This window comes from Shivajiella indica, from assembly GCF_042683085.1.
GTDB classification, from domain to species: Bacteria; Bacteroidota; Bacteroidia; order Cytophagales; family Cyclobacteriaceae; genus Shivajiella; species Shivajiella indica.
In genome coordinates this window covers 344,150-365,757 of sequence record NZ_JBHUIV010000016.1, presented here as the reverse complement: position 1 = coordinate 365,757, position 21,608 = coordinate 344,150, and the positions used below count along the sequence as shown (strand labels likewise).

The following is a 21,608-nucleotide window of genomic DNA, read 5'->3' as shown; positions in this document are numbered from 1 at the left end:
TTATGGTAAATGATTTTATCAAACATATACGTGAAAAAAATATTTTGGATGAAAGTTCTAAATATTTGTTGGCTCTAAGTGGTGGCCTGGATAGTGTGACTTTAGGTCATCTACTCATTGAATCCGGTATCGATTTTGAAATAGCACATGTCAACTATGGGCTAAGGGCAGAAGAAAGTGACGGTGACGAGGACTTTGTAAGAAATCAGGCAATTGTCTGGGGAAAGCAAATTCATATCAAAAGAGTACCCAAATCTGCCTTTCAACAAGAACCTGGTTCGATACAGATGATTGCCAGGAAAATAAGGTATGATTGGTTCGAAGAATTGTTGTTACAGGAAAACCTTAAGGGGGTTATTGTGGCACATAATTTTGAAGATCAGGTAGAGACCATTTTGCTAAATTTACTTAGAGGTACAGGAATTGAAGGCGTATATGGTATGTCTGAAAAAAGAGGGTACATAATCCGGCCTCTCTTGCCCTTTCACCGTCGTCAGATCAAATCATATCTTGAATCAAAGGGAATTAATTGGCGGGAAGACAGCAGTAATGAGAAAATTGATTATAAGAGGAATTTTTTGAGAAATGAAATCCTCCCTCTATTGGAAGAGAAGTTTCCTGGAGGGGTTACAGTGATGGACCAAAGTTTCAAAAGAATCAAAGACTCAGGGAAATTACTATTCAGTTTCTTCACAGATTGGAAAAAAAAACACTTAAAAATTGAACAAGATTACCAATCTTTAAAAATCCAGGATTTCATCAATCTTCCAGGTAAACACTCACTTATCTATTATTGGCTAAGGGATTTTGGATTTAAGTTTTCTGATGTAGGAGATATCATTAATTCTTTGGAAAGCATAAATTCCGGGAAAGTTTTTTTATCCGGTAAATATATACTCAACATTGACCGGGAAGATCTTATTTTGGGCAAAATCGAGTTGGATTGGAGCCCTGTAACCATTAATAAAGGTGATATTCAAATAAGCTTTCCACACGGCAAATTTGATATCCTACATGTCAAAGATGAATTTTCATTGGATAGGAATCCCGAAAATGCCATGCTGGATATGGATAAACTTAGCTTCCCCCTATTGCTCAGGAAATGGGAAGAAGGGGATAGAATAATTCCATTGGGAATGAAGAATGAGAAAAAAATTTCAGATTTATTGATAGATTTGAAAATACCCCTGATACAAAAGAAAAAAACGGCTTTACTTATCTCTGGTGATCAGGTGGTATGGGTATTGGGGCATAGGATTAGTGAAAAGTTTAAGTGTGATTCTAATACCCGGAATGTTTATTATCTTAAAAAAAATATGTCATGATCAATCCATTTTCGAGAACTTTCAGTGTTGCTGAATTGGAGATTTTTCAGTTTTTATCCCAGGTTATGCTTTTCAGTAAACTTAAAAATATTGAAATGGCAAGGTTTTTACCGGCATTGCATTACCGGAAATACAGGAGGGGTGAAGTGGTTTTTTTCAGTGGTGATCCAAGTCAAGCTTTATATGTATTGAAAAGCGGTAGAATACATCTTACAATTGACATTAAAGGCAATTTTGAAATAATCCAAGAGGTAAACAAAGCGGAAGCCTTTGGTGAAAATTCCTTATTGGAAAACGTCAATAGGATATATACCGCGGTGGTTGCCTCTGAAGAATCCGAACTGATTGTATTCCCGCATTTTTCAATTCAGGAAGTGTTTGATAGTCATCCCAAAATAAAGGCAAAAATGATGACCTCCCTTGCAGAATTTTATAATCAGAATAATAAAAGACTTTTCAAATCCTACAAAAATTCCTTCGGCTTTTTTAATCTTCAGGAAATGTTTGACAGAAACAATGAAGAAACCAGGTAATCATTTCTCTTGATTTCTATATTATTTAGCAACTCTTTCAATTCAATTGATAAGTTATCAAAAGGATTGTTTTATTAAATGTTCTTTGTTTAATAACTTAGCGACACTTTTGAAAAAATTGTTAAAAACTTAAAATAAATCCATTATCATGACAAAAGTAACTGTAGTAGGTGCCGGTAATGTTGGGGCCACCTGTGCTGATGTATTGGCTTACCGAGAAATTGCTGAGCAAATAGTATTGGTAGATATCAAAGAAGGAGTTGCTGAAGGTAAAGCCTTGGATATTTGGCAAAAAGCACCCATTAACCAATATGATAGTAGAACTGTAGGCAGTACCAATGACTATAGTAAAACGGCCAACTCTGATGTGGTTGTAATCACTTCAGGATTACCAAGAAAACCAGGGATGACCAGGGATGATTTGATCGAGACCAATGCAGGAATCGTTAAATCTGTGACAGAAAATGTGATCAAATACTCTCCCAATGCGATTATAATAGTGGTATCCAATCCTTTGGATGTCATGACCTATCAGGCTCATATCACCTCCAAGCTACCAAGAAACAAAGTTATTGGAATGGCAGGTATTTTGGATACTGCCAGATATAGAGCTTTTATCGCTGACGAACTGAATATTTCTTCAAAGGAAATCCAGGCAATATTGATGGGGGGCCACGGAGATACTATGGTGCCACTTCCTAGATATACAACTGTAGCTGGTATACCTGTTACTGAAATGATAGCAAAAGATAAATTGGACGCCATCATTGAAAGAACAAAATTTGGTGGAGGAGAATTAGTCAAACTGATGGGTACTTCCGCATGGTATGCACCAGGTTCAGCTGCAGCCCAGATGGTAGAGTCCATTTTGAAAAACCAAAGAAGGGTATTTCCTGTATGTATCAAACTTGATGGAGAGTATGGTATCGATGATTGCTACCTAGGTGTTCCTGTAATCCTTGGCAAAAATGGTGTCGAAAAAGTAATTGAACTTGACTTAAACGAGGGAGAAAAAGCTTTGCTGGAAGTGTCCAGAGGTCATGTGAAAGAAGTTATGAACGTTTTGGATAAATTATCCTCCAAATAATTGAATTTTCTTAAAATAAGGGAATCCCGACTTTGAAGTCGGGATTTTTTTATTTATTTACGTGTTAATTGAACAGTTTCAAAAAGGAGAAAAATAGTGGGCATAAAAAAGTTAATTTTAGTTCTACTCATTATTGGTGTCGTTTCAGGTAGTTTATTTTATCTTTTTAAAAGTGGGTTTTTCCGTTCCTCAAAAAATGGGTTAGACCTTGTTTCTTCTGAGGCTATCCTTGTATTTGAAACCACCGAGCCTGTGATGGCTTGGAATCAATTGGTAAGCCAACCAATATGGGAAAGGCTGGTAAATCTTCCTTCTTTAAATCAGGCCCAAAACCAGATTATGGCATTGGACAGCATTTTGGGAAGAAGTGGAAAATTGGAAAAAGCATTAAAAGGAAACCAATTTGTGGTTTCAGTTCACCCAATTGGTAGAGAAGAATTTGATTTTTTGTTTACAATTTCTTTGGAATCTTTATCCGATATAGGCTTTTTGTCAGATCTGGAAAAAAACCTTCCACCACTTTCCCAGATTAATAAGAGAAGCTATAGCAACGTTACTATTAAGGAATTTCAAAGCCTTGATCTGGAGAGAAATCTAAACTATACTATTGTCAATAATGTGTTTGTGGCAAGTTACACTTCCTTTTTGGTAGAAGAGGCAATCCGTCATTCACAAAATGACAATCTTCCGAATTTTAGATCAGTTTACAATCACTTAGTTGATGAATTGCCCTCTTCCAAGGGTTTGGGGATATTCAGATTTTCAAGCGAAGGTTTTGGGAAATTGATTACAGGTATTTCAAGGCAAGCGGATCTTACCCTGGTCAACAGTTTTGCAAGAACTGGGATTTCAGCAAACTTGGAATTGAAATTTGCGGATGAAAAAATCCTTTTGGATGGGATGGTCTATTTTAAAGATGGAAAAGAAATTGATTTTAAAGTCAACCCACAAGGCGATATTAAAACCTTTGAGAACTTTATAAGCAACAGAACCTCAGTATTGTATCAATATAATTTAGCCCATTTAGACCAACTTACAAAAGTTGAAGACCCCGGTTTTCAATCAAATAGTACTTTAAGTGGAGATATTGAAAAAGTTCTTATTCAAAAGGGTTTTCTGAATAATCTAAAAGGAAACATAGCCTATTTACTTTTTGAAGTTATCAATAACGAACCCCAGGATCAAGTCCTATTGTTACAGACTGATCAGATTGCTGAGCAGATAAATATTCTGAAAGAATTTGATATGGGTCCGGATGAAACAGTTTCTCAAGTCCTTCCTGTAGATTTTTATTCCCAGAATGAAATTTTCATGATTTCATCAGAGGAATTTCCAGGGCATATTTTTGGAGGAAGATTCCTTGGTTTTCCCGACACTTATATAACCTCAATAGGAGGATTTCTAGTGTTTGCAAATAGTAGTAAAGCAATGAAACTTTTTATAGATGATATAAATAATGACAACACCTGGGGGAAATCATTGCAGCAAAAAAAACTCCTGGAGGGAATTTCGCCTGATGCGGGCTATAATTTCCTGATCAATATTCCAAGATTCTGGAACTCTATTAACCAGATCAGTTCTCCGAATTGGCAGGGATTTTTTCAAAAATATGCCCCACAGTTAAAATCAATTGATCAGATTTCTTTACAGGTCAAGGAATCTGAAAACAAACATCTGGTTTCTGTTGAACTTGCCTACAATCTTAGCCCAATTATAAACGTACAGGATGTACTTCTGAATGAAAATAAATATGTTCAATTTGAGAACAGGTTGATATATGGACCGGTAAGTGTCCAAAATTTTGTTGACAGGAGTTTTGAATTTGTGGTTCAGGATGAAAATAATTTTGTTCATTTATTTACCTCTGAAGGGGAACTCGTGTTTGCTTATCAAGTGGACAGTCCTTTAGTCAGTAATATTTTTCAGGTTGATTATTATAAAAACGGAAAACTCCAGCTGCTTTTTGCGACGGAGAATCAGATCTATATTATAGATCGATTGGGAAATTTGATTCCTGGTTATCCGGTGAGCTTCCCTGGGGAAATTATCACACATTTGAACTTGGTAGATTATAGCAATTCCAAGGATTATAGGTTTTTTGTTGGAACAGAAAATGGGAATCTGATTTTGTTGGATAAAAACGGAAAAGCACTGGAAGGTTGGGACCCCAAAAAGATTAATGGGCCTTTGGCCATAAAGCCGGCCCACCATAGAATTGCCGGGGTGGGAGACAGGATGGTTGCTTTGTCAGCCAAGGGTGAGCTATATTTTTTCAACAGGAGGGGTGAACCTGAATTGGGATCGCCTATCCGGCTTGGTGAAGGTCTGAATTCAGATTATATCCTATTAGAAAGGGGAAGCGCAAAAGCAAGCAGGTTGGTTACTGTTACCAAAGAGGGAGAGGTAGTGCAGGTAAACCTACAAGGTGAATTGACCTATAGAAACCAACTATTGAGACCAGATAGAGAAAGTAAATTTTATCTTATCAAAGATCAAAAAGAGGACCGATACCTATTTGTTGTTCATGAATACAACAAAATTACAGTGATGGATACCGAGTATAAAACCTTGTTTGCTATAGATATTTTTTCTGAATCACTTGATTTTCAGTTTTTCTCCTATGGATCAGATAAAAATATTTTCGTGATTGTAGATAAGGACCAAGAATTTATTTACCTGTATAATCTTGAAGGAAATTTATTGAATACGAGACCTGTTAACGGTAGTCAAAAGATTGACATTAAATATTCTGGAAGTCAAAATGAATATACTGTAAATGTCATATCAGGAAATCGTTTTTCGGAATATAAACTTCCTTTATAAGGAATAGCTTTCATTCAAAAGGAAGTGCAATTTTTTGTTGCAGCTTTTGGTGAGATGTTTACTTTTGTCCCAAAAGAAATTGTTGGATATGGCCAAGTTTAGGATAATGTTTATGATTTTGCTTTTGTTATTGCTGCAAGGTGAAACAAATGCCCAGGTTATTTTGGATGAAAATTTAATTCCTTTGAACGAGAAAGATTTTCATAATTTTAAAACTCCTCATAATACCACTCTTTCCTTTTTTTATCACCTTAGAGAAGATAATTATGATTTAAAAGCTGCTTCTGAGGCTTTGACATTGAATGAAACCAACAGAAAGGATGCTGAAAAACTAAGTGCAAAGTTGAAGCAGGTTTTTGATGGGAATGGCGTTGTTGTTAGGTTTTCGGAAATCCCAAATGTTGCGGATTACATTGACACATTGTACAGTAACCAAGCAAAGTTTTTTTTCGATACTAAGAAGCTTCCATTGGTATATTTGGAAAAAGTGGGAGGGGAGTGGAAGTTCAGTGCTTTTACGGTATCCCAAATCGATGAAATGCATAAGGAAACTTATCCTTATGGGACAGATAGATTGTTGAATATACTCCCAAAAATGGGCAATCAGGTTTATTTGGGATTACATTTTTGGCAGCTAGCCGGTCTGCTTTTATTGATTCTTTCCCTCTTTGTTGCTCACAAATTAATCACCTTTTTATTAGACAAGGTCTTTCTTTATGTTTTGTCAAAATTGGGATATGGTTATGTCGGTGAAAAATACCTTTTGCCAGTAGCAAGGATCACCAGCATCTATCTTATAGTTGTATTATCATCCCTATTTATTAAGCTGCTTCAACTTCCTGTAGAAGTAGTAGCTTCATTGATTAAGGTTCTCAATGCGCTTAAGCCATTGATCATAACTATTGTATTTTATAAAATAGTCGATATTGTTTCCCTTTATTTTGCCAAACTGGCAGAAAAGACCCAATCAACTTTGGATGATCAGCTGGTCCCTTTGATCAGGAAAACGCTTAAGGCTTTTGTGGTCATCTTAGGTACTTTATTCGTACTTAAAGAAGGGCTGGAAGTTGATATAGTGCCATTCCTTACTGGCCTTTCTATCGGTGGTTTGGCATTTGCGCTCGCAGCCCAAGATACCATTAAGAATTTTTTTGGATCAATTATGATTTTTATTGATAAACCTTTTCAGGTAGGGGATTGGATCACCTCGGGGGATGTAGATGGTACAGTGGAAGAAGTGGGTTTTAGGTCCACACGGGTACGTACTTTCAGAAATTCTGTCATGTATATTCCCAATGGGAAAATAGCGGATGCCACAATTGATAACCATGGCCTTAGACAATACCGAAGGTTCTATACTACACTGACTATCACCTACGATACGCCGCCTGAATTGGTTGAAGCTTTTGTTCTTGGCTTAAGAAAAATTGTTGAAAATCACCCTTCTACCAGAAAGGACGTTTTTAATGTCTATTTCAATAACCTTTCGGCTTATAGCCAGGATATTATGTTTTATATATTCTTTCAGGTAGCCACTTGGCAGGAAGAATTAAAATGCAGGCATGAAATCCTAGTACAAATTGTTAAACTGGCAAATACTTTAGGAGTAAGATTTGCTTTTCCTACCCAGACTTTGCATATGGAGTCATTTCCTGACAAAAAATCTTTGGTTCCTGCTTATGAAAAGGAAGCGGCGGTTTATTCCAAAAAATTGCAAGAGTTTATGAATAAGGAGTTACTGAAGAAAGATGACTGATAATCAATAGAAATTAACAATGTTTAATTGACCAATTCCAATTGTAAATTTAAGTAAGTTCAATTTTCAACTTTGAACACTGCCCTATTGAATGAGGTTTCACCACCTTCTGTAGTGTAAGATATAAGGAGTTCGTATTTGCCTTTTATTTCAGAACTGATTATTTTCATTTTGTCACCTGTAACTGAAGTGTCCCAAAATAAGTTGGTTCTAAAATCAGGATAATTTGTTTTGCCTATATTGGGGTTAATATTGGCTGAAATTAATTTTTTTGGAGAGATAATTGTCCAGTAATCAAGATAAAGAGCATTGGTCGGGAGTTCAAATTTTCCAAAATCGTTTTCGAAGGATGTGAAACTTATCACTCCGGCAAACTTATCCTGGTTAAAGGAAAATTCTCTGGTCAATACTTCTAGTTTCATGATGCCTTTTGGGTCAAATCTTGCCAAGGCATCGGTGTCAAATACCGGCATGGCATCAATCAATATCAAAGGATTTTCCTGAAAAATAGCGTTAAGTGGAGAATTTAGGACTTTATATAGGGTTTTTTTGGATTGTTTTCGGACCATTACCTCAGGAACATATTCCCGTAAGGTAGTTTCCATGTCTTCAAAACGGGTATAATCATCCAGTAGGTAGGTCCTATCGGCAACAAAACCAGTGATTATAGGAATGCTTACCAAATCCTCTTGACCATAGAAATAGGTGTTTACCTGAGCAGATATGATTAGGTCTTCAATAAATTCCCTGTCATTTTCATTTAAAATCAATTCCGGAAACACAAAATCCTCTTTGAACTCTAGTGGGAGGAATGGGGATTGGGGAGAGAAATTAAGCTGCTTTTCAGATTCCAATGACTGGGCAATCAAGAATTTATACTCCTTTAAAGGTCCAAGTTCGAAATACATATCTCCTTGTAGGTTAGGCTTGGAGGAGTTTAAAACGGATTGTTTGCCATGGGCAGATAGAAAGAAAGTTTCAGTGGTGTCAATTTCAGGATTTAGATTTTTCGCATGCACAATGTGTCCGTACAATTCAGGAATGACCAAAGAATTTTCACTTAGTTTTTGGTAAATCTCCTGCCCGGCAAAGCCATAAAAACTTTCCGGTAAAAATGGATTGATAATGGAAACTGAAACAGTCGCTTTTTCCTTTATCAAGGGGATTTCTATTTCTGAATTTGTTGTTAGCCCTTTTTCGGAAGATAACATAGGATAGTCTCCGGGTTTTTTGAAGGCATATTTTGAGACCTTTTGGGTCAAACTGTTTTGTATAGGTGGTTTTTTGGGGTTGATGATGGTGATAAATTTACTGAACACCCCCTGACCATTCTTGTTGATTAAGGGACTTATTCGGGTATAAAATCTTAGAATGTAGTGATCAGATTCCAAGTGGTTTGGAATATCCATATGGCCCTCAGCCTTACCCTCCTGCAACGGAATGATGATTTGATGGACTGCCTGATTATTCCTGTCAACTAATTCACAATATGCAAATTTTGAAAGAGGAACGAGTTCATCCTGAATAAGATAAATCTGAAACCAGACAGTTTCATTGACCAGTGTAATATTTTTGGACACATGAACGAAAACATTTTCTTCCTGCATTTTCTGCCCAAATGAGGTCAGGCTGATTAAAAGAAAAATTGTATTCAGTACCTTTCCCATATTCAATCCTCCCAAAAATCAGGTTTAACATTTGTTCCCCTCAAGGTACAATCTGTACATCGGGATTCAGCTGCAAGATAGCCGATAAGGCCCCCCATTTGGTTATATAATGCTCTTGCCGGCGTCCTATCTCCTAAGCTAAAGGCACTGGTTATTAAATCTGAAGAAGGAGGAATGGTATCTTGTAATACCTGGCAAAATTCATATTCCGGAATAAATACTGGCCATGGTATGACCTCCTCTATTGAAATAAAAAGTCTTTTACTCGCGGATTTCCCCATACTGATAAAACCGATAACCGGTTCATTATTATCGTTGATATTTTTGATATTACTTCTGATCAATGAGGGAAGCGGACTGAATATTCCACCTATATCATCTGAATTTTTTCTCAAAATTTCCCAAAAATCAAAAGACTCTTGGTTAATAGCTCTTTGTGTAACCAGTATGCTGTACTTTTGGGTTAGTTTTTCAGATAGATTTGGGATTCTGACCAATTCTCTTTGCAGAATTGTATTGTCTTCAAATCTGGAGGAATTTTGGAGAACAATTTTAGGAAATAAATTTTTTCCCCAACATCTATCAATCCTCTCTTCTTCTTTTCTGCTTCTTACAAGGCCCGAATCGTAAATCAGGTAAGTAATCACACCTGGTCTGAAAATCCAATGTTCCTCATAACTCCATAAAAAATATTGGGCTTCATCATTTCCCTTGGTGCTAACAAATATTTCAACTCCTTCCTCATCTCTCAAATATCCTAATTCTTCTATTTCTGGCGTAATAATCGGTTTTAAAGCCTCAGACATATACTGCTGTCCATTTGAAAGCCAAATCCCAAGCTGGTAATCTTGACTGGGATCAAAATTCCCCGTCAAGGTATATGTTCCTGCTTCCCTTTCCTGAAATTCCCAGGTTTCTTTCTCTTCATTTGTTAGGAAAACTCTTGCCCCGATTTCAATCTCGAGTTCATCAGTACTTCTTACTTGAGTGGATCTACTGAGTTTTATTTTGGATTCTCCCTCAACCTCAATAAAGCCTTCAACAATCAGAAAATTTAGATTGGTTTCCCTTAATTCCGGTTCAAAAGGGTCACGACAGGATTGAATAAAGACTGTCAACAACACCAATACAATATATACAATCCTAATTTTCATCAGATTTTGAAATTATAAGTGATAAAAGGAATTGGCTGAGCAAAAATCGATAGTTGATACCCTTCCAATATTCCGTTGACGGGGGTAAAATAAACTGAATAGGGGTTTCTCCTTCCCAATAGATTGTAAACACCTATTGACCAGGAGGAATGTGCTAATTTTCTTACTTTATGATTTCCTTCAATATTTACAGAAAGATCAATTCTAAAATAGTCAGGTATTCTATAGGCATTTCTGTCAGAAAAATAGACCCGCTCTGAACCCCCATAATTGAATTTGGCGACAGGATAAGTTATTGGCCTTCCAGTGTTATAGTTAGCGTTGATAGAGGTGCTGAACCTTTTGCTTAGGGCATAATTGCCTACGAGGACAACATTGTGAGGTTGGTCAAAATTATTGGGGTACCAGTCTCCATTGTTGATTTTTTCAGCAGTTTCTTCAGAAGATGTTCTCAACAGGGATCTGGAATAAGTATAACTCACCCACCCATTGAGTTTGCCGGTGTTTTTCCGCAATAAGATTTCTGCGCCATATGCCTTGCCGTCACTTCTCAGGACAGCTTGCTCAACTCTATTATTCAAAATCAATGTTGCCCCTGACCTAAAATCAATCAGATTCTTCATATTCCTATGGTAAGCCTCAATGGAGAATTCAAATTTGTCGACTTTGAGGTTTCTGTAATATCCCAAGGATATTTGGTCACCCCATTGTGGCCGGATATTGGGGTCGCTCAGTTTCCAGATATCAGTTGGCGCAATGGCCGCATTGTTTGTAATTAAATGGATGAACTGTCTTCCAGTGTTATAGCCTGCTTTTAAGGAAGAAACATTATTCAGGATATACCTTCCTGACAATCTAAATTCAGGGCCGTGGTAAGTTTGAATGGTTTCCCCCTGGCCGAATGACTCTTCTCTGATGAGATTTGGGGGTGTAACAGGTAACCCTTCCCGGTAGAATCTTGCTGTATTAGGTCCTAAGAATTGGTATAAAACATATCTAGCCCCATAATTTACTGATAAGCGTTCATTTATATCAAAATTATCTCCGAGGTAAAATGCAGTTTCCAAGGCCTGTTCTTGGTTGACTTCTTCAGGTACAACAATGGATTCAAGGCCTGAAGGTTTTATCGATCCCGGTCTTAATTCATACCTAATAGTGCTTGCTCCAAAATTTAACTTATGCCTGAAATCAAATTCATAATTGAAATTTATTTTGATAAAATCCTGCTTGATTTGGTATCCGAAATCATAAGAATTGCTCGGGTTGTCCCTTCCTTCAATGCCGAATTCATAATTATCTCTACCCACGATCAGCTCCCCTTCCATTTTTTCATTGAAGTAATGGGTCCATCCTAAATTGAAGTTAAGATTATTGTACCTGAAAGTTGTGTCCCGGTCAAACTGGAAGTTATCCTTACTGGTATAAGAATTGAATTTGATGATATTCTTGTCATTGATCTGATGGGAAAAATTGAAGTTGAGGTCGTAGAATGCTGCCTTGCTTCCTTCCAACTCAGTATTTTCCTCTAATAGATTCAAAAGCCAGTCAGAATAAGTCGAGCGGCCCCCAATAATAAAACTTGTTTTTTCACCAATTGGGCCCTCAACAGTCAATCTTCCTGTCAAAAGACCAATACCTCCGGTAACCCTAATCTTTTCCTTATCCCCATATTTGGCTTTTACATCCAGGACTGAAGAAAGCCTTCCGCCATATTGTACAGGAATTCCTGCCTTATACAATTCCACGGATTCCACCATATCAGGATTGAAAGCTGAAAAAAGCCCAAAAAGATGGGATGGATTGTATATAGTGGAATGATTGAAAAGAATCAGGTTTTGATCAGCTGCCCCTCCCCGTACATTGAACCCTACTGAAGCTTCTCCCACAGTTTGAACTCCAGGTAAGGTCAGAATACTTCTGATAATATCCACTTCACCCAATACAGCCGGTATTCTTTTCATTTCCTGCATATTGAGTTTTTGAACGCCCATTTCCGGCCTTGAAATATTCGACATCCTTTCCGAATTAACTGTTACCTCAGAAAGGGATATAATATTTTCCTCAATGGCTATGTCCAAAATCCCATCTCCTTGAATACTGACCTGCCTTTGCTCTACAAACCCTCCAAGATTTTGGATAAATAAGGTATGTCTTCCTACTGGAAGTTTAATTTCATATACGCCTTCTTCATTGGAAATGCCCCTGGTATAATTTATACGTTCAAAAATGACGGCACCAAATACTGGTTGGCCTGTCTCCAATCCGGTTATCTTACCACTTAAGACTGCTTCATTTTGATTACTTGCAGTACCAATCACATATAACTTATTTCTAGAATAGGCCCTTTCAATATCCATCTGTCTTTGTAGGCTGTCCTGAATATTTGAAGAAAAGGATTTGGTAAAAAAATCCGTCGGAAGTTCCAGGTTAAGTTTGTTTTGTTTGGTTATAAACACCCTTTTTTGATCATCTATACTAAATTTCAGCTCTGTTGCTTCAAATATAGAGCTCAGTATTTGGCTTAATGTATTGTCTTTGGCGCTGATGTTGACCTGAACATCCTTAATATCTTCTTGGGAAAAATAAAAGCGGTAAGCAGTACCTGATTCAATGAGTTGGGAAAATCTTGAAAAAGTGATTCCGGGATAAAGTCCTGTTATTTTTTCTTCTCCTGTTTTTAAATCCTGCGCAAATCCTGCGTTACTGAAAATCAGGACAAGCCATAATAAAAAAGTGAATTTTAACTTCATAGACTTTCCTGGTTAAATACTGTAGTTAAATAGGATAAGAATGATCTCTTATCTCTTCTGAAGTCAAGGCCTCTTTGCCTAATCGGATTTCTTAATTTCTTTTTATCCAATTGCAGAAATTCAAAAGCCTGTTTTTTAGAGGTGATTTGGATTATTTTTTTTTCTTTCTCAATAAAAAAATCAGCTTGTTCATAAAATTCATCACTGAATTTGCTGATTTCTCTTTTTGATTTGGTCTGTTTTCTGTGTTTGATCAGCAAGTTTGCCTTTCCTTTTATTACCAATTCATAAATACCATTTCCATGATTAGAATATCCGGGATTTTCAGTTAAGCGGATAAAATTTGTAGGCGTGTTAAAAAAGATAGTAAAACCATCAATTTTATCCGCCCTGATCAAAATTTTCTGCTTATGGATGGGTTGAAAAGTAAGAACTTCATCTTTCCAGATATTGTAGAGTAAAGGCACTTCACTATAAGTCAATCCATTAATTGTGATTTGACCTGATTCAAAGTTTTTGGTTTCAAAATAAGGGTGACCTTCAAATTCTTTAGGAGGGTCTACAAAATAGCCCCCGCTCACAATTTCCTGATCAAAAGGAATATTGCTCCTATATTTTTTTTCCAGTGTGTTATCGGATTGACCTTGGGAAGACAATGATAAACAAAAAGAAAAAAGACATAAAAAAATTAAAAATCGCATAGGTTTGATTTGGCTATTTTACCAAGTGACAATTTAATAATTTAAACTATCCAAATTGATGTAGGTATAATTAATTATATAGATGGTTGATGGGACATGTTATTAAAAAGTTATTTTTAGCTTCAAGAAGCCTTATCTCAATTAAACCTAAAATTTTTGAACATTTATGACTTCCAGAAGAAATGCGATTAAAGCACTTGGTTTAGGTGCAGGTCTTATTGCTGCCCCATCCACATTACATGCTCAATTCAATAAGGAGGAAATACAATTCAGCTTTTGCCTTAATACTAGTACAATTATGGGGCAAAAACCAGGATTGAAAGGATATTTGGATATTGCGGCAAGGGCGGGTTATGACGGAGTGGAACTTTGGGTTAGGGATTTGCAGGAATATATCGGATTGGGGAACTCAGTATCCAGTTTGAAAAAGCTGATAACCGATCATGGATTGAAATTTGAAAATGCCATTGGGTTTGCACCTTGGTTGGTGGATGATGAAGCGAAAAGAAAGACGGGTTTTGAACAGATGGAGAAAGAAATGAATCTTCTTGCAGATCTGGGTTGCATAAGGGTGGCTGCTCCGGCTGCAGGCGTAGATGCTCCTTTGGACCTGTTCAAAGCAGGGGAAAGGTACGGGGATTTGCTGGATTTGGGAAGGAAAACAGGTGTGATGCCCCAATTGGAATTTTGGGGAGCCTTTCCTTTTTTCCATCATCTGGGACAGGTGCTAATGGTTGCAGCTGTAGCCAATGATAAAGATGCGAGGATTTTGCCTGATGTTTACCATCTTTTCCGAGGAGGATCGGGCTATGAAGGTTTGAAAATGTTAAGTGGGGACCTGATTGAAGTGTTCCATATGAATGATTTTGTAGACAATATTCCAAGGGAAAAGCAAGAAGATAAAGACCGTGTTTATCCAGGTGATGGAGCTGCACCCATGGGCCAAATTATTTCCGAACTAAAGCGGATGGGAGGAAAAAAGGTGCTTTCCCTTGAACTTTTCAATCAGGAATATTGGAAACAGGACGCATTTAAAGTAGCGAAAACAGGCCTTGAAAAAATGAAGGCTTTGGTGGATAAGGCATGATATAAAATCGGATTATCTTTTCCGAATTTACAGACAGAAAGGATGTTACACCCTTAATGGAAGAGAAGGGAGTATAGGAGAACAGTTATAAACGCCAATACGGGTCCCAATACAATCATTAGCAATCCTCCTGGCCTGAAACTTTTTTGCTCGACCATGCCAGTTGAAAAAGAGATTGCATTTGATGGTGTGGAAACAGGTAATAGCAAAGCTGAAGAGCAGCTTAAAGCCACAATCAATGGTACAGCAATTCCCCAAATACCAGGAAGGGAAAGTCCAAGGGGAACCAGTATAGAAGCTGCTGCTGTATTGCTCATAATATTTGAGATAAGTACCGCAATGATGGCAAAGACAATAGCTACCCCAACCATGGGAATGGGTAATTTCGAAATTTTTTCCATGATAATATCTGTCAGTCCCACATCCACCATCGCAATTCCCAATGCAAGCCCACCGGCCACTAACATCAGGGTATCCCAGGGTAGACGGCGGACATCTTCGGCTTTGATAACCTGAAATAAGGTCAATAGGACAATAGGAATAGCAGAAGTGGCGGCTATAGGAATTCCATGAAATGGTTCTGATAGCCACATGCTTACCGTTACAAATAGGGTGAAAAGGACTGCATTTCTCTCGAATACATTTATGTTGGTAGGTTTGAATCCGAATTCTGACAGGTCTAGTCGGATTTGTCCCAATCCTAGTTTTTTGGTAAGGAATTTCCAAAAAAGGAAAATTGAAATCAATGCCGTAGGCAAACCAAAGACCATCCAATCAACAAAGGTGATATAGATGCCTTTTTCCTGAAGTGCTCCTACGGCTATTGCATTAGGGGTGCTCCCAATAATGGTACCCATTCCGCCCAAAGTGGCAGCTGCAGGTATCCCTACTAACAGGGCTTTGGTATATTCAGAATCCTTTCCCATAAGCCTTGCCAATGGTAGGATGGAGGAAATCATCATGGCGGTGGTAGCTGTATTGGACATTACCATACTTCCCACAGCTGTTGTAAGCATTAATCCCAATAATAATTTATTTGGATCCGGTCCGAATTTGTCAAGTGTAAATTTAAAAAGCGATCGGTCGAGGGAGGCAATACTCATACCTTCTGCAAGGAAAAATCCGCCCAATAAAAGCCAAATGACATTACTGGTCCAGGTTCCTAAGTACATTTCAACGGGAGTCTTATGGTCCTGAAGAATAAAATCAGTTCCAAATCCCAGAAGGAGACCGGCAATGATAAAAATCCCAACAGCAAAAGGAGGAATAGCTTCTGTTACCCAGAGCCCAATGGCAAGAACAGCCAGGAAAAAAACAAAATTGGCATCATCTTCATACCCGAGATTGTTGAATAAAGAAGCTATGAAGAGGGCTAATATGAAGTTGCCAAGGAAAGTAGAGGTAGCCCAGATCCAACCATACTTTAATTTTTTATACAATCGAATAGCTGCACGTCGGGAATCGTTGTAAGCCATAAAAATTGATTTCTGATGAAAACCTTAGGTAAAGTTAAGGAAAACTGATGTGGTTTGACAGGTCATCAGCAATTTTAACTGAAATTAATTTAGACAATATGTGTCAAAAATTTTAATTCAAAAATTAATTAGATTAGTTTTATACAGTATTCAAAAGGATCATTAATAAAATTTCGCCTTACTTTGACAGACCTTTGTAAATTGATGCTATGAAATATAAGCACACTTTAACTCCCAGCTTTTTGTCCAAACTTTTGCAGTTCATCATGCTCATTACAGGTAGAAGATCCAAATTGGAGAAAGCCATCAGGATACAAAGATTTAACGAACATGCAGCACCTGTTCCTAATCATATCAAGAGAAATTGTATTGTAGAAAAGAGGGAAATAGCTGGCAGGGTGGTTTGGTTTTTGGAACCAAAGCAAAAATTAAGTGGGAAAGTACTGCTTTATCTTCATGGCGGGGCTTATGTCAACAATATGGTGAGTTTTCATTGGGATTTGATTGGAACAATAGGAAAAGAAATAGGTGCTTTAATCGTAGTAGCAGATTATCCCTTAGCGCCTAAAGCCAATTATTTGGATACCTATGCTTTTATGGATGTGCTTTATTCGGACTTGCTCCGGAAGTATAATGCAGAAGAATTGGTTTTGATGGGCGATTCTGCGGGAGGAGGTTTGGCATTGGGTTATGCACAAAAACTGGTTCAGGAAAAAAAGGCTTTGCCCTCACAATTGGTCTTGCTTTCACCTTGGTTGGATGTGACTATGAGTAATCCTGAAATTCAGGAAGTGCAGCCTAAAGATAAGATGTTGGAAATAGATGGTCTTATTCTGTGCGGGAAAGCTTATGCGGGGGATGCGGATACAAGTTATCTTTGGATCAGCCCCATCTATGGATCAATGGACGGTTTGCCCAGGATTTCCATGTTTATGGGAACGCATGATTTGCTCTGGCCGGATGGAAAAAAATTATGTCATCTATTGGAAAAGAAAGGAGTGGAGTTTGACTATTTTGAATATCCCGAAATGTTCCACGTTTGGATGGTTATAACGAAATTGCCCGAATCCAAAGCAGTTGTCCACCAGATTGGAAAAATGCTCCGCAAAGATTAGCCATGGAATATCTCATTAACTTTCGGAAAGGCTATTCTCCTGAAACACTCTTTTTTATATCTCCGATTATTTCTTTTAAATCTCCGGCTCTTTCTTTCAGTTTTTTCAGAGAAAATGCCAAAATAATATTGAAAAAGCCCAAAGAGAAAAAGGCAAATGCAGTAAAGACCACAATGGTCAAACCTCCCAAAGTGGGATTGAAAATGATCATAATGGCAAAAACAGTAGATAGGATACCGCTAAAAACCAGCCAGCCCCAACCTTTGTCTCCATACTTCCTCATATCTGCTGCAAAACCGAAGGTGGCAAAGCCTTTGAAAAGAAAGTAAAATGCTACCATAAAAGGTAATACTGCCATGGTAACTGCAGGATGAAAAAATAATATGGCCCCGACAACAAAATCAAAGACAGATCCTGCCAAATGCCATCCCCAGTCATCGATTTCTTTTCTGTTGGTAATGGAAAAAACTAAAGAGAAAATCCCGGAAACAAACATGAAACTAGCAAAAATAATAGCCAGGCTCACATAGCTGCTCTGGGGAGTATTAATGGTCCAGGCACCGGCCAGAATAAACAAAGTACCGACTACCAAAAGCAGCCACCAGTTTTTGATCATGAATTTGCTTTTTTGGATTGCTGCTTTCATAGTTGTTGTGTTTGATTTTGAAAAAAACTATAGTCCTATACAATGTAAGAATTATTTAGGTTGAAAGTTTTTTTATTAGAAAGAATTTTTTAATTTTTATCACTTGATTGAAAAGTGATAAATACCTAGTTTTTTAATAATATCTGTTTTAGTTTATTTCTTGTCCAATTTTTAAATAAAATCTCTATGGAAAATTACATTAGACACCTTTTGGAGGATATCAGATTTTCCCAAAGGAAAAGAAATTCTGGTTTTCAAAGTGGTGATGACTTTGAAAGTATGTTTGAAGAAGTAGAATGTTTTACCAAAAAAAATCAAAATCAGGTTGAGTTTGGAAAATTTTGTGGGTTAGATAAAGAGAGCTTTCCTCCAAGTGACCAAATTCCTGAGAAGGAATTAAAGAAGCTTGTGTCCGCCATGGTCAAAATGTATGAAAGCTGGAATATTTTAGTACATCTACCTGATGATCTACCGCCAAAAATGGGATATGAATTATCAATTGGGTTGTTAAGTAGGAATATGCCAGTGATGAGCCATGGTTTTTTTGGGATGGATTTTTGCACAGGAAACCCTGAAGGATGCGATTTTAAGGAGTATTGTCCTTGTTTACAATATTATCGATAAACTTCACCAAAGTTCACCATTCTAGAAAAATATCTTCTTTAATAAAAAAAGGCTCACAATTCTGTGAGCCTTTAAGTACCCAGGGCCGGAGTCGAACCGGCACGAGTGTAACCTCATTGGTGTTTGAGACCAACGCGTCTACCAATTCCGCCACCTGGGCAGGTCTACCATCCCGATAGCTTTCGGACAAGCCATTTGGGAAATTCAATTTTCCACGTCCCTTGCTGAACGGGATGCAAATATGATTACTATTTTTTTTCCTTGCAAGAAGACTCATGGCAGTTCCTCAATTTTTTTTGCGGAAAATGCCATGGGTTTATCAGCAAAAAGACTCTTGGTATAAGACCAGACAGATTTAAACAGCTCGGAATCACGGTATTGTTCCAAGGCTTCCTCGGAATCCCAATAACTATAGGTCATAAATATATTTTCGAAGTTTTTGTCCTGCCAAAGTTCCAAATGACTACATCCTGGGAAATTTCTAATCATTTCTTTGTGGGAATTGAAATTTTCAAGGAAATCATTCACTGAATCCTTCTTAAAAGTCATCTTAACTACCCGTACCAACATCAGTTTTCAGTTTCAAAATTTATAAAAACTGGGCTGTCCAGTTTCAGACCCAATAAATCTGATCCATGTCCGTAATTGATTCCAATTTCCAATAATCCCAAACTATTAAAAAAGGCAAAGCAATCCCCTGACTCTACTTGGTCATAATTGGTATACAATTTTGTCAATGATTCCCTTCCGAACTCAATATTGTATTTCCCGGGATTAAGGGTGTCGAAAACTTCCTTAGTAATATTCGTAATAAGATTTCCATAATTATCCACCCGGATAACATGTCCCAAAATCTGTTTTTTGGTGGCCTTGAAGTTCCTTGGGATCATTTTCTTCATTTGTGTCACCGGCTCACCCAGCTGTTTCAACTCATTACCTAAGGCCAATTTTGCCGCAATTGGAGCCAAAATATCTTTTACGGGGAAGCTGCTTTGGATATTCTTAGTGTAATTAAACTTTACAATTTGGTCAGGGTCATATTCTGACAAGAGGCTTAATACACCATTGTTTGGTCCAAGGAAAATATGTTCCTTCAAATAAATTCCTATATAGCCATCTGTTGCACTGCTGGTACTGTTCATGGCCAATAGGTGCACGGTTCCTTTTGGAAATTCAGGATAAACAGACTTTAACGTGAACGCAGCATGGGCGACATCGTAATTTTCCACTTTATGGGTGATGTCTATTATCTTAAGATCTTGGTTGATAGATAACATCTTTGCTTTCACTGCAGGTACATAATAGTCACTGTCTCCAAAATCCGAGGTGAATGTTATCAATGCCATATAAGCAAGTCCGTTAATTTTTTCTATTTTTGTACAGGAAGTGAACAAAAATAGAAATTTATTCATTACACTTTAGTAACAAATATTAATTCAACTATATCGGCTTGGTAGAGAAAGTAATTACTTTAGAAAATATTCCACTACTCGACTTTTTGGGAACGGGAAATGAAAACATCAGGCAAATAGCAGCGGCCTTTCCTCAAAGTAAAATTGTTTCCCGGGGCAATGAAATTCGGATCCAGGGGAGAGCTCCTGAAATCCTCCGTATCAATGATGTGCTGAATATGTTATTACAGCATTTTCACAGGTTTGGGCATATTACACCTGAAAATATAAGGGAATATATAGCACTTGAAGGCGCCCCTTTTGAGGAGAATCAAAAAAATGATGTCATCATTTATGGCAATAAGGGTTTGGTTGTAAAACCCAAGTCACCCAATCAGAGAAAGTTGGTCGAGTCAGCTTTCAAAAATGATCTGGTTTTCGCTTTGGGACCTGCAGGAACAGGAAAGACCTATATCGCAGTGGCTCTGGCGGTAAGAGCACTGAAAAACAGAGAGGTCAAAAGAATTATTATCACAAGACCTGCTGTGGAAGCAGGGGAAAATTTGGGTTTTCTTCCAGGAGATCTTCAGGAAAAGTTGGATCCCTATTTAAGACCTATATATGACGCATTAAGTGATATGGTCCCCTCCGAAAAATTAAAATTTTATCAGGAAACAAGAGTGATTGAAATTGCACCTTTGGCTTACATGAGGGGAAGAACGCTTCATGATGCCTTTGTGCTTTTAGATGAAGCCCAAAATACCACAAGTGAACAGATAAAAATGTTTTTGACCAGAATGGGGCCAAACTCCAAAGTGATTATCACCGGGGATCAGACACAGGTGGATTTACCAAAAAGACAGAAATCAGGGTTAAATGAGGCTTTAAGAATACTTAAGGATGTTAAAGGAATTGGTTTTGTACACCTTAGCGGAAAAGATGTAATCCGCCATAAATTGGTCAAATCCATCATAGAGGCTTACGATAAAAATGAATCACAAAAAGACATAAGAAAGGAAGATGATCAGCGTGGAAAAGGTGCTGTCGAAGGAACAGCTTGATACCGTTTTTAAAATCAGAGAGGAAGTTTTTGTTGTCGAACAGGAAGTAGATCCGTCAGAGGAATATGACGAATTTGAGGATATTTCCACTCATTTTTTGGCTAAGGTAAATGGTCATCCTGCTGGGACTGCCAGATGGAGGTTTACGGAAAAAGGGATCAAAATGGAAAGATTTGCAGTTTTGAAACCTATGAGAGGGATAGGAGTTGGTCAGTCGTTAGTAAAAACAGTTCTGGAAGACATTGCTGCCAATCCCCAAGCAAAAGGAAAAAAATTATATATGCATGCCCAATTGGATGCCATGCCCTTATATGCCAAGTTTGGTTTTAAAAAAGTTGGGGATATGTTTGAAGAATGTAATATCCAACATTTTAAAATGGAACTATATTTGTGATATTTTATATTCAATTGTT

At 37.4% G+C, this 21,608-nt stretch carries 18 protein-coding genes and 1 tRNA gene; 10 read left to right on the top strand and 9 right to left on the bottom strand.

Annotation, left to right across the window (positions count from 1 at the left end):
- Positions 1–2 precede the first annotated feature (2 nt).
- The 5 genes from tilS to ACFSKV_RS11025 all read left to right on the top strand — a co-directional run bounded on the left by tilS (position 3) and on the right by ACFSKV_RS11025 (position 7,524).
- The gene (tilS, locus tag ACFSKV_RS11045) at positions 3–1,325 is read left to right on the top strand and encodes a tRNA lysidine(34) synthetase TilS (RefSeq protein ID WP_380802539.1); all 1,323 of its coding nucleotides are present in this window, start codon (positions 3–5) and stop codon (positions 1,323–1,325) included.
- Entirely contained in the window at positions 1,322–1,858 is a 537-nt protein-coding gene (locus ACFSKV_RS11040; RefSeq protein WP_380802533.1) for a Crp/Fnr family transcriptional regulator, read from the top strand. Before tilS ends, ACFSKV_RS11040 begins: the two co-directional genes overlap by 4 nt.
- A gap of 148 nt (positions 1,859–2,006) precedes the next feature.
- The gene (mdh, locus tag ACFSKV_RS11035) at positions 2,007–2,945 is read left to right on the top strand and encodes a malate dehydrogenase (RefSeq protein WP_380802531.1); all 939 of its coding nucleotides are present in this window, start codon (positions 2,007–2,009) and stop codon (positions 2,943–2,945) included.
- Between the two features lie 255 nt (positions 2,946–3,200).
- Positions 3,201–5,768: a hypothetical protein gene (locus ACFSKV_RS11030; protein ID WP_380802529.1), complete on the top strand. Its 2,568-nt coding sequence runs from the start codon at positions 3,201–3,203 to the stop codon at positions 5,766–5,768.
- An 88-nt stretch (positions 5,769–5,856) separates the two neighbouring features.
- Positions 5,857–7,524 (top strand): mechanosensitive ion channel family protein, encoded by a 1,668-nt coding sequence (locus ACFSKV_RS11025; RefSeq protein ID WP_380802526.1) that lies wholly within the window; start codon positions 5,857–5,859, stop codon positions 7,522–7,524.
- 59 nt (positions 7,525–7,583) lie between these two features.
- On the opposite strand, the gene ACFSKV_RS11020 is transcribed toward ACFSKV_RS11025, so the two are convergent.
- From ACFSKV_RS11020 to ACFSKV_RS11005, 4 genes are read right to left on the bottom strand one after another with little or no spacing between them, the layout of a single operon-like run.
- The gene (locus ACFSKV_RS11020) at positions 7,584–9,191 is read right to left on the bottom strand and encodes a hypothetical protein (protein WP_380802524.1); all 1,608 of its coding nucleotides are present in this window, start codon (positions 9,189–9,191) and stop codon (positions 7,584–7,586) included.
- 2 nt (positions 9,192–9,193) lie between these two features.
- Complete coding sequence (locus ACFSKV_RS11015) at positions 9,194–10,345, bottom strand: DUF4249 domain-containing protein (protein WP_380802519.1); 1,152 nt, start codon at positions 10,343–10,345, stop codon at positions 9,194–9,196.
- On the bottom strand, positions 10,345–13,095 hold the full coding sequence (locus ACFSKV_RS11010; protein WP_380802517.1) for a TonB-dependent receptor: 2,751 nt from the start codon (positions 13,093–13,095) through the stop codon (positions 10,345–10,347). The genes ACFSKV_RS11015 and ACFSKV_RS11010 overlap by 1 nt, the downstream gene beginning before the upstream one ends.
- A complete protein-coding gene (locus ACFSKV_RS11005; protein WP_380802515.1) occupies positions 13,092–13,796 on the bottom strand; it encodes a hypothetical protein in 705 nt (234 codons plus the stop codon). The genes ACFSKV_RS11010 and ACFSKV_RS11005 overlap by 4 nt, the downstream gene beginning before the upstream one ends.
- Positions 13,797–13,962: 166 nt before the next feature.
- Between ACFSKV_RS11005 and ACFSKV_RS11000 the strand changes: the two genes are divergently transcribed.
- Positions 13,963–14,883: a sugar phosphate isomerase/epimerase family protein gene (locus ACFSKV_RS11000; RefSeq protein WP_380802512.1), complete on the top strand. Its 921-nt coding sequence runs from the start codon at positions 13,963–13,965 to the stop codon at positions 14,881–14,883.
- Positions 14,884–14,936: 53 nt separating this feature from the next.
- Here the strand turns inward: ACFSKV_RS11000 and ACFSKV_RS10995 are convergent, their stop codons facing one another.
- Positions 14,937–16,358, bottom strand: coding sequence for an SLC13 family permease (locus tag ACFSKV_RS10995; protein ID WP_380802509.1), 1,422 nt, complete (start codon positions 16,356–16,358; stop codon positions 14,937–14,939).
- Between the two features lie 209 nt (positions 16,359–16,567).
- On the opposite strand from ACFSKV_RS10995, the gene ACFSKV_RS10990 reads away from it, so the two are divergent.
- Positions 16,568–17,473: an alpha/beta hydrolase fold domain-containing protein gene (locus tag ACFSKV_RS10990; protein ID WP_380802507.1), complete on the top strand. Its 906-nt coding sequence runs from the start codon at positions 16,568–16,570 to the stop codon at positions 17,471–17,473.
- 31 nt (positions 17,474–17,504) lie between these two features.
- Here the strand turns inward: ACFSKV_RS10990 and ACFSKV_RS10985 are convergent, their stop codons facing one another.
- Complete coding sequence (locus ACFSKV_RS10985) at positions 17,505–18,119, bottom strand: HdeD family acid-resistance protein (RefSeq protein ID WP_380802504.1); 615 nt, start codon at positions 18,117–18,119, stop codon at positions 17,505–17,507.
- Between the two features lie 279 nt (positions 18,120–18,398).
- Between ACFSKV_RS10985 and ACFSKV_RS10980 the strand changes: the two genes are divergently transcribed.
- Positions 18,399–18,743, top strand: coding sequence for a hypothetical protein (locus tag ACFSKV_RS10980; protein WP_380802502.1), 345 nt, complete (start codon positions 18,399–18,401; stop codon positions 18,741–18,743).
- Between the two features lie 76 nt (positions 18,744–18,819).
- Here the strand turns inward: ACFSKV_RS10980 and ACFSKV_RS10975 are convergent.
- From ACFSKV_RS10975 to ACFSKV_RS10965, 3 genes are all read right to left on the bottom strand, one after another.
- Positions 18,820–18,903, bottom strand: a tRNA-Leu gene (locus ACFSKV_RS10975).
- Positions 18,904–19,016: 113 nt separating this feature from the next.
- A complete protein-coding gene (locus ACFSKV_RS10970; protein WP_380802500.1) occupies positions 19,017–19,313 on the bottom strand; it encodes a putative quinol monooxygenase in 297 nt (98 codons plus the stop codon).
- On the bottom strand, positions 19,313–20,089 hold the full coding sequence (locus tag ACFSKV_RS10965) for an SAM hydrolase/SAM-dependent halogenase family protein (RefSeq protein WP_380803314.1): 777 nt from the start codon (positions 20,087–20,089) through the stop codon (positions 19,313–19,315). The genes ACFSKV_RS10970 and ACFSKV_RS10965 overlap by 1 nt, the downstream gene beginning before the upstream one ends.
- Positions 20,090–20,193: 104 nt before the next feature.
- On the opposite strand from ACFSKV_RS10965, the gene ACFSKV_RS10960 reads away from it, so the two are divergent.
- A complete protein-coding gene (locus ACFSKV_RS10960; protein WP_380802498.1) occupies positions 20,194–21,195 on the top strand; it encodes a PhoH family protein in 1,002 nt (333 codons plus the stop codon).
- Positions 21,155–21,589: a GNAT family N-acetyltransferase gene (locus ACFSKV_RS10955; RefSeq protein ID WP_380802495.1), complete on the top strand. Its 435-nt coding sequence runs from the start codon at positions 21,155–21,157 to the stop codon at positions 21,587–21,589. Before ACFSKV_RS10960 ends, ACFSKV_RS10955 begins: the two co-directional genes overlap by 41 nt.
- Positions 21,590–21,608 lie beyond the last annotated feature (19 nt).

Bases quoted from the DNA above. Each gene is read 5' to 3' on its own strand.
- tilS (WP_380802539.1), top strand. From the start codon at position 3: ATGGTAAATGATTTTATCAAACATATACGTGAAAAAAATATTTTGGAT.
- ACFSKV_RS11040 (WP_380802533.1), top strand. From the start codon at position 1,322: ATGATCAATCCATTTTCGAGAACTTTCAGTGTTGCTGAATTGGAGATT.
- mdh (WP_380802531.1), top strand. From the start codon at position 2,007: ATGACAAAAGTAACTGTAGTAGGTGCCGGTAATGTTGGGGCCACCTGT.
- ACFSKV_RS11030 (WP_380802529.1), top strand. From the start codon at position 3,201: ATGGCTTGGAATCAATTGGTAAGCCAACCAATATGGGAAAGGCTGGTA.
- ACFSKV_RS11025 (WP_380802526.1), top strand. From the start codon at position 5,857: ATGGCCAAGTTTAGGATAATGTTTATGATTTTGCTTTTGTTATTGCTG.
- ACFSKV_RS11020 (WP_380802524.1), bottom strand. From the start codon at position 9,191: ATGGGAAAGGTACTGAATACAATTTTTCTTTTAATCAGCCTGACCTCA.
- ACFSKV_RS11015 (WP_380802519.1), bottom strand. From the start codon at position 10,345: ATGAAAATTAGGATTGTATATATTGTATTGGTGTTGTTGACAGTCTTT.
- ACFSKV_RS11010 (WP_380802517.1), bottom strand. From the start codon at position 13,095: ATGAAGTTAAAATTCACTTTTTTATTATGGCTTGTCCTGATTTTCAGT.
- ACFSKV_RS11005 (WP_380802515.1), bottom strand. From the start codon at position 13,796: ATGCGATTTTTAATTTTTTTATGTCTTTTTTCTTTTTGTTTATCATTG.
- ACFSKV_RS11000 (WP_380802512.1), top strand. From the start codon at position 13,963: ATGACTTCCAGAAGAAATGCGATTAAAGCACTTGGTTTAGGTGCAGGT.
- ACFSKV_RS10995 (WP_380802509.1), bottom strand. From the start codon at position 16,358: ATGGCTTACAACGATTCCCGACGTGCAGCTATTCGATTGTATAAAAAA.
- ACFSKV_RS10990 (WP_380802507.1), top strand. From the start codon at position 16,568: ATGAAATATAAGCACACTTTAACTCCCAGCTTTTTGTCCAAACTTTTG.
- ACFSKV_RS10985 (WP_380802504.1), bottom strand. From the start codon at position 18,119: ATGAAAGCAGCAATCCAAAAAAGCAAATTCATGATCAAAAACTGGTGG.
- ACFSKV_RS10980 (WP_380802502.1), top strand. From the start codon at position 18,399: ATGTTTGAAGAAGTAGAATGTTTTACCAAAAAAAATCAAAATCAGGTT.
- ACFSKV_RS10970 (WP_380802500.1), bottom strand. From the start codon at position 19,313: ATGTTGGTACGGGTAGTTAAGATGACTTTTAAGAAGGATTCAGTGAAT.
- ACFSKV_RS10965 (WP_380803314.1), bottom strand. From the start codon at position 20,089: ATGGCATTGATAACATTCACCTCGGATTTTGGAGACAGTGACTATTAT.
- ACFSKV_RS10955 (WP_380802495.1), top strand. From the start codon at position 21,155: ATGATCAGCGTGGAAAAGGTGCTGTCGAAGGAACAGCTTGATACCGTT.